Genomic DNA, 13,793 nt, shown 5'->3' on the forward strand with positions numbered 1-13,793 from the left:
TTGAGAAAATTAGGAATCGCTATTTACCCGCAATATGGAACAGAGAAAGAACAAATTCATTATATTGAAAAAGCAAGTTCGTACGGCTTTTCAAGAATCTTCACTTGTTTAATGTCAGCGGAAAACGAAAAGGATGTGCGCAAGCTCCAAGACCTAGTAAAGAGAGCTAATCAGCTTGGATTTGAAGTAATAGCAGATGTAAGTCCAACAGTTTTCCATGATAAAAATCTTTCCTACAAGGACTTATCTTATTTCAAAGAGCTTGGACTTTCAGGACTTCGTCTTGATTTAGGCTTTTCTGGATTAGAAGAAAGTGTGATGTCCTTCAATGAGCATGGCTTAAGTATTGAATTAAATATGAGTCAAGGTACGAAATATCTGGAGCAAATTCTATCTTATGTTCCAAATAAACATCAAATCATTGGCTGCCATAATTTTTACCCGCGCCGCTATACCGGCCTGTCGAGAGAACATTTCCTAAAGTGCTCGAAGCAGTATAGAGAACATGGGATTCGTACTGCCGCGATGATTTCCTCTAAAGATGCAGCGTTCGGTCCTTGGCCGGTTCAAGAAGGTTTGCCAACCCTTGAGGAACATCGATATTTACCAATCGATATTCAAGCGAAAGATATGTTCCAAACAGATCTGATAGATGACGTTATTATTGGGAATGCATTTGCTTCGGAAGAAGAGTTAAAGCGTCTACCATCCATTAACCGGTATCAATTAGAATTAAAGGTTGAATTCAAAAAAGCGGCAACAAAGACGGAAAAAGAAATAGTGCTGGCGGGTCAGCATGTCAATCGCGGCGATGTCTCCACCTATGTCATCCGTTCAACAGACAGTCGGGTTACTTACAAACATGAAGAGTTTCCGCCACATGATACGAGTTTGATCACTCGTGGAAGTGTAACGATTGATAACTCTGGATATGACCGTTACAAAGGTGAAATGCACATTGCACTTCAGGATATGGAGAACAGCGGAAAAACGAATATTGTCGCAAGGATTGATAAGGATGAACAATATCTACTTGATCACATTCAGCCTTGGCAGAAGTTTAGGTTGGTTGAGAAATAATAAGCAGAAAAAATATTTAAAATGAATAAGAGAACCAAGCCTATCAATTATGCTTGGTTTTACTCTTTACATAGGAGGAAATTCAATTGGCTAATCAATTACAATATAGGTTTCCAGAAGGATTTTGGTGGGGGTCTGCTGTTTCAGCGACTCAAATCGAAGGAGCTGCAGAAGTTGATGGCAAAGGGCAAAATATTTGGGATTACTGGTACGAAAAAGAACCAAATCGATTTTTTAATGGAGTAGGTCCAACAAATACGTCTCAATTCTACTATAAATATAAAGAAGATATACAGCTTTTAAAGGAGACAGGACATAATAGCTTCCGGCTTTCTATCTCTTGGTCACGCTTAATACCACAAGGCCGTGGAGAGGTGAATCAAAAAGCTGTAGAATTCTACAATAAGGTCATCGATGAATTACTGCTTCATGGGATTGAGCCGTTTGTTAATTTATATCATTTTGACATGCCGCTTGCTATGCAGGAAATTGGAGGATGGGAATCTAGAGAAATAGTTGAGGCATATGCTGCCTATGCTTCAACAGCATTTGACCTCTTTGGGGATCGTGTGAAGAAATGGTTTACCCATAATGAACCAATCGTTCCGGTTGAAATGGGCTATTTATATGGGGCCCATTATCCAGATATCGTAGATTTTCAAAAGGCAGTTCAGGTTGCTTTTCACACCATGCTTTCAAGTGCTAAGGCAATTGAGGCATATCGTACTAAGAATTTGGATGGGAAAATCGGTATCATCCTAAATCTAACTCCATCGTATCCAAGAAGCCAGCATCCTGCAGATTTGAAAGCATCTGCAATCGCTGACGCCCTATTTAACCGGGTTTTCTTAGATCCATCTGTGAAAGGCGAATATCCGGAAGATCTAGTTGAACTAATTAGCTCTGAAGGATTTATGCCAAAGATTGAGCCTGGTGACCTTGATACGATTCGCCAAAACACAGTCGATATTCTTGGAATTAATTATTATCAGCCTCGTCGTGTAAAAGCAAAGGATAACATGCCAAATCCATATGCACCATTTATGCCGGAACGTTACTTCGATTATTATGACATGCCTGGGAAAAAGATAAACCCTCACCGTGGCTGGGAAATCTATGAAAAAGGTATTTACGACATTTTAGTAAATGTAAAAGTAAACTATCATAATATTGAATGCTTTATTTCCGAAAATGGCATGGGTGTTGAAAGCGAAGATCGCTTTGCAGATGAAAATGGCATCATCCAAGATGATTACAGGATTAACTTCTACAAGGATCACTTAAAATGGATTCACAAAGCAATTCAGGAAGGTGTGAATGTAAAAGGATATCATGTATGGACATTTATGGACAACTGGTCTTGGCTAAACGCATACAAAAACCGCTATGGACTCGTCGCAGTTGATATATACGGAGATGCCTCCAGAACAATCAAAAAAAGCGGAAAATGGTTCAAGCAGCTATCTGATAATAATGGATTTTAATGGGACAGTGGGTCTGGTCCACTGTCCCACCATGATTGCAAACAAGTAACTGAAAATATATTCAAGAAATCGATTTCATAACTATTGTATTTAAAACGTCAATGGATTTCAAAGAATATCTCTAAAATTCCAAAAACCGAAGAAAGGTGACGGTTCTTTCAGGGGACCATCGGAAGTTTTGCGTGCAAAAAAGGCACAACTAGTGGATTCTAGCTAGTTGTGCCTTAGTGCTATCTACGAGATAAATCTACCTGCGCAAAATTTTTGATTGCCATATAGGCGCCAGTTTAAAAAGAACGGGTTTCGCTATGTATTAAGCAATTTTCCATTTAATGCTTCAATATAAAAATAGGGACAAGGTCCCCGTGTTCCACCATATCCTCTCCCAATCATCTTAATAGGCTTTTCAATTCCAATTCAAGTATACTAACAATTACCTATATTTTGTTAAGTCCACTTTCCTATTATTTTCTATACAATGATTGGACTCAATTATGATAGTAAAGAAAACGCTTACGAATTATGATATTACTGAGGAGGATAAATAAATGTTTGATCATCGTTCTATACAATTATTGAATCATATGATTTTGTATAGTCGTATAACAATTCCAGAATTAATTAGAAAGCTTAAATTATCACCTCGTCAATTTTTTTATGATCTTGAAAAATTAAATGATGGATTAGAAGAGTTACATCTCCTGCCGATTGAAATTGATAACAATCATTTTCAGATTGATGATGCATTGGCAGAAAGGTGGAAAAACGGAGATCTTCCTATTAAAAAGAACCAATTGGTTTTTCAAGAGACAGAGAGAATGTATTTACTGTATCTTTATACCTTTATACGGAGTGAACCGGTATCCAACTTACATTATCAATCATTGCTTCAAGTAAGTCGGAATACCGCTTTAGCAGACGTGAAAAAAGCACGAGAGTTTTGTGCAGAACTAGAAATTGAACTAAGCTACAACCGTACGAATGGCTACCACCTTAATGGGACAGAAGAGAATAAACGTAGAATTGCTTCTCTTTGTCTAAGCTCTATTTTACAAATACCAATGGGTCGATTTGGAATTCAACATATTATGAAATCGTGGCAAAAAGAATTAGAGCAGGAAACGATTCGGGAAGAAATGGAGAAATTAGCCGAGCAGTTTGCTATTCAGTTTGTGAAGGATCGGGTGGAAGAGTTAAGCTTTTTGCTTGCTTTTATTAAGCTTAGACATCGGCGACAAACCATTCAATATTCTCCTGAGATGCAGAAGCTTATAATGAAACAACCTTTATACGAAATGGGGAAACAACTAGCCCAAGTTATATTTGGGGAAGCTCATCAAGGTGAAAGTATGTATTTAACGATACAGCTTTTATCAGCCGTACAGGGAACAGCGAAAAATAGTCATGATCCTCTACTAATGAAGATGGCCTATAATATCATTGAACGTTTCGAAAGAACTACGTTAATCACGATTGATGATAAAGCGACACTAAGAGATAGCTTATATGCACATCTTGTACCAGCGTATTTCCGAATACTTTTTGCCATACCGCTCGCCAACCCACTCATTGATCGGATTAAAGAGGAACATAGCGAATTATTTTCCGTTGTCCGAAAAGCTCTGAAACCACTAGAAAAGGCGACTGATCAAATGATTTCAGATGAAGAGGTCGGCTATTTCACCCTTCATTTTGGTGGACAATTTGCAAAACGCCAAACGGAATCGAAAGTGTATCGTGCCTTGATCGTCTGTCCGAATGGGATTAGTTCATCGCTAATGATGCGTTCGCAATTAAGAGATATTTTCCCTGAAATACAGTTTTCGTATCCGGAGTCTCTTGAAAATGCAAAGAAAATCAATCCTGATTCCTATGACATGATTTTTTCAACTGTATATTTACCATCTCTTAAACCGGTGTACTTAACCCAACCATTACTAAGTGCAGTAGAAAAAAACTATCTCATCCAGGCGGTTGCAACTGATTTCGGGTCACTAGACCATCGAAACGTATCAGTGGAGGAATTAATGGAAGTCATCCGCCGTTATGCCGACATTAAAGATGAACAAAAATTATACGAAGCTATATCTGATCAACTATTGACCAAAACATCAACTGAAAGGAGATATGCTCCCATGCTATCAGAAATCCTCACAAAAGAGATGATCCAATTTACCGATCAACCTCTTGATTGGAAAGCCGCCATTCAAATGGCTGCGCAACCATTACTAGAAACGAACAAAATTACCAATGGCTATATAGACGCCATGATTCATAAAGTAGTTGAAAATGGGGCTTATATTTATCTTGGTAAAGGAATCTCGATCCCCCATGCACGTCCAGAAGATGGAGTTAATGAGCTAGGTATGTCCTTCTTACGGACACAGACACCCGTCAATTTGCTTGAAGATTCAACGCGATCAACGGACATTTTTATTTGTCTTGCTGCCATCGATAGTCAAACTCATTTAAAGGCACTTTCACAATTAACAAAATTTTTATCCAATGAAGAATCCTTGCATGCTCTAAAGGGAGTCACTTCAGCAGATGAACTAATAGAATTAATTAAAAAAGGAGAAGAAGAAAAATGAAAATACTTACAGTTTGTGGATCAGGTTTAGGCACTAGCTTTATGGTAGAAATGAACATCAAACAAATCCTAGATGAATTAGGTGTAACAGGGGTTGAAGTAGAACATTCAGATTTAAGCTCTGCAACTCCTGGTGATGCCGATGTTTTCTTTTTAGCAAAGGACATTGCCGAAGGTGGATCTCATCTTGGTGATGTGATCGTCCTTGAAAGCATCATTGATATGGATGAGCTTCGTACAAAAGTGGTTGAAGTGTTAAAACAGCATAATATCATGTAACAGGGGTGAGGAAAAATGAATAGTGCACTGAAAATATTAGTCGACATCTTAAGAGAACCTTCCATCCTCGTGGCGTTAATCGCCTTAGTGGGATTATTATCCCAACGTAAAAAATTACCTGATATCATTAAAGGTACCACGAAAACATTTGTTGGTTTCCTAGTGATTTCAGCCGGTGCCGGTATTTTGCAAAATGCTTTAGCACCTTTTGGAGATATGTTTCAACAGGCTTTTCATGTAAAAGGAGTCGTTCCAAATAATGAAGCCATTGTAGCGATGGCCCTTACAAAATACGGATCCAGTACCGCACTTATCATGTTTTTTGGAATGATTGCCAATATTTTGATTGCTCGCTTTACCCGCTTTAAATATATTTTCTTAACAGGACATCACACACTTTATATGGCCTGTATGATTGCCGTAATTTTATCAGTAGCTGGATTTACATCTGGGCCCTTGATTATTATGGGTGCCATTGTATTAGGAATTATAATGTCCTTATCACCAGCGATTTTACAGCCTTTTATGAGAAAATTGACTGGAAATGACAATGTGGCACTTGGACATTTTAGTGGTGTTGGCTATGCTGTGAGTGGCTTAGTAGGTAAAGCGGTTGCGGGAAAAAAACCTGTTTCCACAGAGAAAATTAATTTCCCAAAAGGATTAGGTTTCCTACGTGATAGTACCGTAAGTATCGCCCTAACAATGGCTGTAATCTATGTCATTGTAGCCCTTTTCGCGGGACCTTCTTATATTCAAGAAAATCTAAGTAATGGTCAGAACTATATTGTGTTCTCACTCATTCAAGCAGGTATGTTTGCTGCAGGTGTTTTCGTTATTCTTGCAGGTGTACGACTAGTATTAGCAGAAATCGTACCAGCCTTTAAAGGGATTTCAACAAAAATGGTTCCAAATGCAAAACCAGCACTTGATGTTCCTATTATTTATCCATATGCACCAAATGCTGTGTTAATTGGATTTTTCTCAAGCTTTGTCGGCGGAATTGTGAGCATGTTAATTCTAACCTTTTCAGGTGGTGTTATCATCTTACCAGGAGTTGTTCCCCACTTCTTCACGGGCGCAGCAGCGGGTGTATTCGGTAATGCTACTGGTGGAATTCGAGGATCAATCATTGGTTCCTTCGTCAATGGGATCATCATTAGTTTCCTTCCTGTTTTCTTAATGCCAGTGCTCGGAGATCTCGGTTTTGCCAATTCAACCTTCTCTGATGCCGATTTCGGAATCGCGGGTATTTTCCTTGGTTCTCTCGCAAATTATGGTGGAAAAGTTGCCATCATTATTGGAATCTTGGTAGTTCTTGCTCTGATGTTTATCTTTAGCGTCCGCAAAAAAACAAAAGATAACAATACAAAAATTGAAGCATAAACGAAAGCTGACTCTCTTTCAAGACAGGATTCTTGAAAGGAAGCTTTATTCTAGTATTTTAAGGAGGATCCACAATGGTCACAACGACTGATTCACTCACCGTCTTTGCAGATAAGATTCGTTACTTTACGTTAAAAGAACTAGGTCATTTAGGATTCGGTCACTATGGCGGAAGTCTTTCCATCGTTGAAACATTAGCCGTTCTTTATGGAAAGCATTTGAATAAACAAGTCGATGATCCAACAAATCCAAATCGAGACTATTTTATTCTTTCAAAAGGACACGGAGGGCCCGCGTTATACGCAACATTATTTTTAAAAGGCTTTTTCCCTGAAGAAGTCTTGTATTCATTAAATCAAAACGGAACGACCCTCCCTTCCCATCCCGATCGTAACTTAACACCTGGGGTCGAGATGACAACAGGCTCCTTAGGCCAAGGGATTTCTGTTGCAACAGGCATTGCTTTTAGTAATCAACTTGATGAACGAGATAATTACACCTACTGTATCGTTGGGGATGGAGAATTAAATGAAGGTCAATGTTGGGAAGCCTTTCAATTTGCAGGTCATCATCGTTTAAATAGATTAATAGTCTTCATTGATGACAATAAAAAGCAATTAGATGGACCGACTAAGGATATTATTGATCCACTTGACTTAGTTGAAAAAATGGCAGCATTCGGCTTTTCCGCAAGCCGGGTGGATGGAAGTTCAATTCGTACCATTGATGAAGCGATTCAACAAGCAAAACAAGTGACAGACAAACCTATAGCTATTGTCCTTGATACAACGAAAGGTCAAGGTGTCCCATATCTTGAGCAAAAGGCTGACAATCATCACGTCCGACCAAATGATGAGGATAAGCAAGCATTAAAAGAAGCTATCGCTCTATTGGAACAACGCATAAAGGAAGGTGAAGAAGCATGACCTACACACCACAACTCGACACAATCGAAATGCGTCAAGTATATGCAAATACGTTAAAGGAATTAGCAGCAGCTGATGATCGTGTCATCGCTTTAGAAGCAGACTTAAGTAGTTCGATGTCAACAGGTCGCTTAAAAGATGAAATGCCGAAGCAATATGTCAATGTTGGAATCATGGAGGCCAATATGATGGGCGTTGCTGCTGGGCTAGCAGTAACTGGTAGAAAACCATTTGTTCACTCCTTCGGTCAATTCGTAACAAGACGAGCATTCGACCAAGTATTTGTTTCTTTAGCCTATGCAAAATTGCACGCGGTTCTTGTGGGGTCAGACGCTGGCGTTACCGCTGAACATAACGGTGGTACCCATATGACCTTCGAAGACATGGGACTTATGCGTGAGGTTCCAAACGCAAAGGTGTACGAAGCCAGCGATGCAACGCAACTTGCTTACCTCTTAAGAAAAGCTTATAGGGAAGGTGGAGTCAACTATATCCGTACCATCCGGAAGAATGCGGTAAAACTTTATGAAGAAGGCGAAACCTTTGAAAAAGCAAAAGTTTTAAAAGAAGGAAATGATATCACCATTGTTGCATCGGGTATCCTTGTCGCCGAGGCATTGAAAGCGGCCGATCAATTAGCTGAAAAAGGAATTGAGGCAACGGTAATCGACATGTTTTCCATCAAACCACTGGATGTAGAAACACTCGTCAACTCAGCCAAACAAACAGGTGCCGTCCTAACAGCTGAAAATCATAATGTGAATGGCGGACTAGGAAGTGCTGTAGCGGAAGCCTTAAGCGAAAACCATCCCGTTCCACTTTATCGCATTGGTGTAAGAGAAAAATTCGGTCAAGTGGGAAAAGTAGATTACTTAAAAGAATTTTATGGCTTAAAAGCTGAAAATATCGTTCAAGAAGCTGAGAAACTAGTATTGCGGAAAAAGTAACTGTGTTATGAATTAAGAGGAGGGGTCACTAAGGCTTCCCCTCTTTTCTGTGGTTTTACTCACCAAAACTATTAAAAAAGTACTAAAAAACCAATCGAGTTCAAAGATGAATTTAGATTTTAGCCCCTATTGGATTTCTCTTTTCAAACTTATAGATAGATTTAAAGCCACATTCTTTTGCCATTGAAATAGCTTCAGATAGATGAGATCCTACAAAATCTGCCGAGTGGGAGTCAGAACCTATGGTCAATATTTCCCCGCCTAAATCTTTGTAAAGTTGTATGATTTCTATAGAAGGAAGTGTTTCATTTAATTTCCCTCTAAGTCCAGATGTATTGATTTCTATCCCAATATTTCGATCAATTGCTTTTTTTAAGATAGCCTCTATTATATTCTTAAATTGAGGAAAATCATAAATTCCAAGAGAATTGATCGAATAGCGTTTGAGTAAATCTAAATGCGCTATTACATCGATATCTGCACACTCTACCATCTGATATATTTCCTCGAAGTAGCCATTATACGCGGTATGGATATCCTTATTTTCTAAGTATTTCCGCAGTTTTTCATTATTGATATTATGGACAGATCCTAAAATAAAGTCTAAACCAAGTGGATTTAAAATTTCATAGTAGGCATCCTTAAGCAAATGGGGTTCACAAATCTCAATTCCCATTTTAATGACTAGCTGTTGATTGAATTTTTCCCGACAATAAGCGATATCTTGAATATATTTTTCAAAGTTCATATGACCATATGTGGGTGCTAAAGGGTTAAGAGAATAATGCTCAGTGAAGCAGATTTCCCTTACATTTTTTTCAATCGCTTTTTCACAAATATCCTCCATAGAGGCAGTGGAATCAAATGAATGATTGGTATGATGATGATAGTCCATTAAATTCATAATACAATACCCTTCTTTTCCTTTGTTAGTGGTTATTCTTTTCTTCAAAATTGCGCTTCCCAAATTTTATATTTGAATTTTCTTTATCTAGGGTATACTATAAAAGTATAAACATAAAATAAACCAAGGAGCTGGTACTCCCTGGTTTGAAAACTTGTAACTACTTTTTGCTGGACGGTATGTTCAAGTTAATTGATTATTAACGAGAAGAACCACCCTTTCGTTTTCGCCGATGCGGGTGGTTCTTCTTTGTCGCCTTTTTTTCGCCTGCCACTAACTATGCGCCCGGCAATAGCTGTAGCAAGCGCTGCAAAGAATACATTTACAGTATTCTCTATCAACGACTTGAGAGAATCCATTGGTATGTCACCTCCTTACCATTAGAGGAAAGGAGAACATACCGCCTGCATCAAAGTAGTTACTAAAGATAGTATAGCATATACTTACGGTCGTGAAAAAATACTTTACCCATACAAAATAGGATATATGTCAAACATAATTTTAGTAGTTCCTCCCGTTACTATTCACATAAAACCTTCTACATAAAAAACCAGACACCCATCAATATTCGTGTCCCCATCTCATACTTGTATTTCAAATTCCATTTTTCGTTGCACTTGAAAAAATTTGTTCCAATCTATACTTCTGTTTTCCAGTCTAATTGACGATTAATTTTATTGCACCAAGACATGAAAAGATGCAAGAAAACCGTCCCTTGCTTCAACAGAAAAGTCCTTACCATGTTTATCCTTATTCCTCTTGTGATAAACTACTCATTGAAAGATTCATCAAACTGAATGGTAAAAAATAGAATTGAGGTCTTGTTCATGAAGGTAAAAATCAATCGTAATGCAGCAAAAGTGATAGACAAGATGTTGAAAGATGAAGAATCGGAAGGAAAAATGATCCGAGTCATAATTACTGAAATGCACGGAAATCATGCTCATTATGCTTTACAATTCGATCATCCAACAGAGCATGATGAAATCGTGAAAACGGATAAAGGGATTGATATTCTATTAGACAAGCGTGATGAGGAATATTTAGATGGCGTTTGGATTCAATTTTTCTTTGTGCCGGAAGAAGGTTTTGTGATAACAAATCCGACAAAAGGACATCATGGGCATTAGGATAAATCTGCAGAAATTAACTTTCTTTAAAAAAAGAATCAAGGTACTTACTTAAGTAGATCCGATAATGTGGAAAAAACTCTAAAAAGCATATCAAATAACACTTTATTCAACAGTAAAATACGAATACAAATTAACAAATAATTACGCTCAATTATCGCTTTGAGCGTTATTATTTTTATATCAAAAGCGGACATTGAATCCGTTATTTTTATTAAATGCCCCTAATTTAAGAGCTGAGTGGACACTGAGTACGCTATTTACGAAAAATCACAGGAAAATCACTGCTTTTTTATAAAATAGCGGAATCTTAGTCCGCAAACATAAGGAATTATCCGATTTTGTCACAGATAGCGGATCTAGTGTCCCACAGAGCACCTAAAAAAATTACTAACACTATACCTATTACAAGACTTATACAAGTTTTAAGGTTTATGTAAGGTTTAAATTAAAATGCTGTAAGAATTGGGGAGTATCATTGTATTTGTAGTTGATATAAAGAGAAAAGATCTTCCTCATTACAAAACAATGATAAAAAGGTGAAATCAATGAAAAAAGTTATTATTTCAATCTTGGTTAGTATTTCGGCATTTTCAATAATATTTACGTTTTTCCGAAAGAAGTCTCTCTCTACAAACGTTAGGGAAGTGGAGAATTCACATTTGAAATAATTTTTGCGTTTAAATTTATATATCTGAACGAAAAGAATAAATATGAGAAATTAATTTTAGGAGGTGAAACATATGAAAGAAAATAATATTTTGTCTTCCTTATGCTACTTTAGTATCTTTTTTGCACCGTTTTTATTCCCGATCATTGTATATTTTTTAGCATCAGGGGATGTGAAATATCATGCGAAAAAGTCATTATGGACACATTTGATTCCCTATCTTATCTTGTTTGTTGGTATTGGGGCATTTGGGGGTATTGGTGCATCTGGAATCCTAGAAGCGAATCAAATAGCAGCTGGGTGGGTCATCACTTATATTGTTTTTATTTTTATCGGGATCTACTTCTTCATTTGGAATATCGTAAAAGGAATAAAAGTATTAAAAGGCAGCTAAACCGAGAGGGACATGGGGTCTGGTCCATTGTCCCTGATCATAGTTCTATCCAGTAACGCTGAACAATTTCACCAGTATCAGGGGAAATGATTTCATTTTCTAAGATACCTCCAACTTTTTGAATGGTTTTGGCAGAGCCGATATTTGTTTTGTCACATGTTATCAACACTTTCTCCAATCCTAATTTTTTTGCTTCAAATAAGGAAAGCCGAAGTTGCTCAGTGGCGTAACCTTTTCGTCGTTCGTCGGGGTGCACGCTATAACCAATATGTCCACTCTCCAATAGTAATTCTGGGGTTAATCGATGGCGGATATTAATTAAACCGATTAATTTTCCATTTTCAATACTCAAAAACTGAGTGGATGGAACTCGATTTGGTGGTAAATTTTCTCCAGTTTCTTGAATTTTGACTTTTTCAAGCCATTTGTCAAAGGAATCAAAATGTTGTAAAGAACAGCTGCCATGCGGTTGTTCTCTTATATTTATGAATGCCTGCCGATAAGCCATGATTTGTTCTCTATACTGGAGCGTTGGTTTCACTAATTTTATTGTCATCCTCATTCTCCTATATTATTTTTTCATTATATTGTTACTTTGGATATTCGATGAAACACTCATTAATTCCTTGTTCCTCTAATAAACTCTTCACAATCTCGCCCTTAAAGCAATAAAAAAAGCTGTCACAAAACTAAACAGCCTTTCCTTATTTCATTTACGACACCAGTTAGAGTGATTTAAAAATCCTTACTTCACCAATGCAGCTCTCAAATTAACACCATATTCCAAATAACCCTTTAAACAAGTCAACATATAGACCCAACCTTCTTTATTATCTAATATCTGACTTATTAAATTGTCATCATTTTCATTAAAACCTTCTTCAATGATTTCAATGATACTTTCAGAATTACCTAATTCATTTAGGGTAATTGAAACCCTATGTCCTTCCCCATTTGCACCCCATTGAAAAACAATTTTTTTATTTAACTCGATTTCCATTATTTTTATATCGCCTACTGCATCATATTCATCATATCTTAGTGTAATTGTCTTCCCTTGTTCCCATCTATCAGAACTTGTTGAAAACCAAAAGTTCCCTATTTTTGTAGGGTCAACGAAGGCTTCAAATATTTCATTGACTGGCTTCAATATTTTCATTTTTGTAAGATTGTTCATAAAAATCTCCCCTTCAAATTGTTTTTGGACTATGGATTCATTTAAGTAGCTGTCTTAACTCTTCTGTCATTTTCTCAACTAACTCAGGTCTTCCATGAAACTGAGCTGGAGTATTCTGAAAGAGTTGGATACGCCACTTACCATCAGTATTAACGGCAACTAATGTGTGATGTGTGTTGACATTAGGGTTAATGTCTGATTTCCCAGGAGGAACCATACCTGCGATCGCACGCAAAAGTGCTGTATCAGGACTAAGAAAACGTACACTTTTAACTTTGCTTACAAATTTAGCAGTTGGATGCTGTTCAAAGATCGGATTGAGGTGAGAAAATATCTCTTCCATTCCAATTGACTGACTCCCATCAAACCCAATGCTCTCCCCATCCTCTGTGAACTGTTCTGCAAATCCACGAGCATTACGGTTGTTCCAAGCATCTAATAGTTGTTGATACAGTTCTTTAATTTCATTTGGTTCAGCCATAATTATTTCTCCTTTAGGTCTAATACGTTTGAATTAATATTAATAAACAACCAGATTTGATTCAAGTTATCTGTATAGCCCTTACTTTAAAAGAAATTTTAAAAAGAAGCCTTTAGAAATTATCTGCGTTTCCATATTCATTAATCCCTACTAGATTAACGCTACCTTTACTTCCACAGTTGTATAAAAGTAATGTATATTTTCACATTATGGTTAATTACTGGAAATGTTTTAAGTAAATGATATAAGTAATCGAGTAGAGGGAAAATAAAGTAATTTATTTTCGCCCCTCTCACAACACCGTACGTACGGTTCGCGTATACGGCGTTTCAATTTATATTACAG

Annotated in this window: 14 protein-coding genes; 9 read left to right on the forward strand and 5 right to left on the reverse strand. The window is 37.2% G+C overall.

Features of this window, described 5'->3' with window-relative positions; translation table 11 throughout:
* The 7 genes from ACQKP0_RS04985 to ACQKP0_RS05015 all read left to right on the forward strand — a co-directional run bounded on the left by ACQKP0_RS04985 (position 1) and on the right by ACQKP0_RS05015 (position 8,692).
* Positions 1-1,080: a DUF871 domain-containing protein gene (locus ACQKP0_RS04985; RefSeq protein ID WP_427404711.1), complete on the forward strand. Its 1,080-nt coding sequence runs from the start codon at positions 1-3 to the stop codon at positions 1,078-1,080.
* An 86-nt stretch (positions 1,081-1,166) separates the two neighbouring features.
* Complete coding sequence (locus ACQKP0_RS04990) at positions 1,167-2,564, forward strand: glycoside hydrolase family 1 protein (protein WP_427404712.1); 1,398 nt, start codon at positions 1,167-1,169, stop codon at positions 2,562-2,564.
* A gap of 548 nt (positions 2,565-3,112) precedes the next feature.
* On the forward strand, positions 3,113-5,155 hold the full coding sequence (locus tag ACQKP0_RS04995; RefSeq protein WP_427404713.1) for a BglG family transcription antiterminator: 2,043 nt from the start codon (positions 3,113-3,115) through the stop codon (positions 5,153-5,155).
* A complete protein-coding gene (locus ACQKP0_RS05000) occupies positions 5,152-5,433 on the forward strand; it encodes a PTS sugar transporter subunit IIB (RefSeq protein ID WP_427404714.1) in 282 nt (93 codons plus the stop codon). The genes ACQKP0_RS04995 and ACQKP0_RS05000 overlap by 4 nt, the downstream gene beginning before the upstream one ends.
* 15 nt (positions 5,434-5,448) lie before the next feature.
* A complete protein-coding gene (locus tag ACQKP0_RS05005; RefSeq protein WP_427404715.1) occupies positions 5,449-6,819 on the forward strand; it encodes a PTS ascorbate transporter subunit IIC in 1,371 nt (456 codons plus the stop codon).
* 74 nt (positions 6,820-6,893) lie between these two features.
* A complete protein-coding gene (locus ACQKP0_RS05010) occupies positions 6,894-7,745 on the forward strand; it encodes a transketolase (RefSeq protein WP_427404716.1) in 852 nt (283 codons plus the stop codon).
* Positions 7,742-8,692, forward strand: coding sequence for a transketolase family protein (locus tag ACQKP0_RS05015; protein WP_427404717.1), 951 nt, complete (start codon positions 7,742-7,744; stop codon positions 8,690-8,692). Before ACQKP0_RS05010 ends, ACQKP0_RS05015 begins: the two co-directional genes overlap by 4 nt.
* 112 nt (positions 8,693-8,804) lie before the next feature.
* On the opposite strand, the gene ACQKP0_RS05020 is transcribed toward ACQKP0_RS05015, so the two are convergent.
* Together ACQKP0_RS05020 and ACQKP0_RS05025 are read right to left on the reverse strand one after the other, a co-directional pair.
* The gene (locus ACQKP0_RS05020; protein WP_427404732.1) at positions 8,805-9,596 is read right to left on the reverse strand and encodes a histidinol-phosphatase HisJ family protein; all 792 of its coding nucleotides are present in this window, start codon (positions 9,594-9,596) and stop codon (positions 8,805-8,807) included.
* 188 nt (positions 9,597-9,784) lie between these two features.
* Positions 9,785-9,955: a hypothetical protein gene (locus tag ACQKP0_RS05025; protein WP_427404718.1), complete on the reverse strand. Its 171-nt coding sequence runs from the start codon at positions 9,953-9,955 to the stop codon at positions 9,785-9,787.
* A gap of 468 nt (positions 9,956-10,423) precedes the next feature.
* Here ACQKP0_RS05025 and ACQKP0_RS05030 point away from each other — a divergent pair, with 468 nt between their 5' ends.
* Both ACQKP0_RS05030 and ACQKP0_RS05035 read left to right on the forward strand, forming a co-directional pair.
* A complete protein-coding gene (locus ACQKP0_RS05030) occupies positions 10,424-10,726 on the forward strand; it encodes an iron-sulfur cluster assembly accessory protein (protein ID WP_427404719.1) in 303 nt (100 codons plus the stop codon).
* A gap of 743 nt (positions 10,727-11,469) precedes the next feature.
* A complete protein-coding gene (locus tag ACQKP0_RS05035) occupies positions 11,470-11,790 on the forward strand; it encodes a DUF4870 domain-containing protein (protein WP_427404720.1) in 321 nt (106 codons plus the stop codon).
* 37 nt (positions 11,791-11,827) lie between these two features.
* On the opposite strand, the gene ACQKP0_RS05040 is transcribed toward ACQKP0_RS05035, so the two are convergent.
* From ACQKP0_RS05040 to ACQKP0_RS05050, 3 genes are all read right to left on the reverse strand, one after another.
* Positions 11,828-12,340 (reverse strand): GNAT family N-acetyltransferase, encoded by a 513-nt coding sequence (locus ACQKP0_RS05040; RefSeq protein ID WP_427404733.1) that lies wholly within the window; start codon positions 12,338-12,340, stop codon positions 11,828-11,830.
* A 195-nt stretch (positions 12,341-12,535) separates the two neighbouring features.
* Positions 12,536-12,967, reverse strand: coding sequence for an SRPBCC family protein (locus tag ACQKP0_RS05045; RefSeq protein ID WP_427404721.1), 432 nt, complete (start codon positions 12,965-12,967; stop codon positions 12,536-12,538).
* Positions 12,968-13,004: 37 nt separating this feature from the next.
* On the reverse strand, positions 13,005-13,448 hold the full coding sequence (locus ACQKP0_RS05050; protein ID WP_427404722.1) for an SgcJ/EcaC family oxidoreductase: 444 nt from the start codon (positions 13,446-13,448) through the stop codon (positions 13,005-13,007).
* Between the last annotated feature and the right edge of the window lie 345 nt (positions 13,449-13,793).

The sequence above is a fragment of the Heyndrickxia sp. NPDC080065 genome (assembly GCF_050281185.1).
GTDB lineage: Bacteria > Bacillota > Bacilli > Bacillales > Bacillaceae_C > Heyndrickxia.

What these genes read in the sequence shown, in the direction of transcription:
- ACQKP0_RS05025 (WP_427404718.1), bottom strand. Translation starts at nt 9,955, where the DNA reads ATGGATTCTCTCAAGTCGTTGATAGAGAATACTGTAAATGTATTCTTT.
- ACQKP0_RS05000 (WP_427404714.1), top strand. Translation starts at nt 5,152, where the DNA reads ATGAAAATACTTACAGTTTGTGGATCAGGTTTAGGCACTAGCTTTATG.
- ACQKP0_RS05035 (WP_427404720.1), top strand. Translation starts at nt 11,470, where the DNA reads ATGAAAGAAAATAATATTTTGTCTTCCTTATGCTACTTTAGTATCTTT.
- ACQKP0_RS04995 (WP_427404713.1), top strand. Translation starts at nt 3,113, where the DNA reads ATGTTTGATCATCGTTCTATACAATTATTGAATCATATGATTTTGTAT.
- ACQKP0_RS05005 (WP_427404715.1), top strand. Translation starts at nt 5,449, where the DNA reads ATGAATAGTGCACTGAAAATATTAGTCGACATCTTAAGAGAACCTTCC.
- ACQKP0_RS05050 (WP_427404722.1), bottom strand. Translation starts at nt 13,448, where the DNA reads ATGGCTGAACCAAATGAAATTAAAGAACTGTATCAACAACTATTAGAT.
- ACQKP0_RS05015 (WP_427404717.1), top strand. Translation starts at nt 7,742, where the DNA reads ATGACCTACACACCACAACTCGACACAATCGAAATGCGTCAAGTATAT.
- ACQKP0_RS05020 (WP_427404732.1), bottom strand. Translation starts at nt 9,596, where the DNA reads ATGAATTTAATGGACTATCATCATCATACCAATCATTCATTTGATTCC.
- ACQKP0_RS05030 (WP_427404719.1), top strand. Translation starts at nt 10,424, where the DNA reads ATGAAGGTAAAAATCAATCGTAATGCAGCAAAAGTGATAGACAAGATG.
- ACQKP0_RS05045 (WP_427404721.1), bottom strand. Translation starts at nt 12,967, where the DNA reads ATGAACAATCTTACAAAAATGAAAATATTGAAGCCAGTCAATGAAATA.
- ACQKP0_RS05010 (WP_427404716.1), top strand. Translation starts at nt 6,894, where the DNA reads ATGGTCACAACGACTGATTCACTCACCGTCTTTGCAGATAAGATTCGT.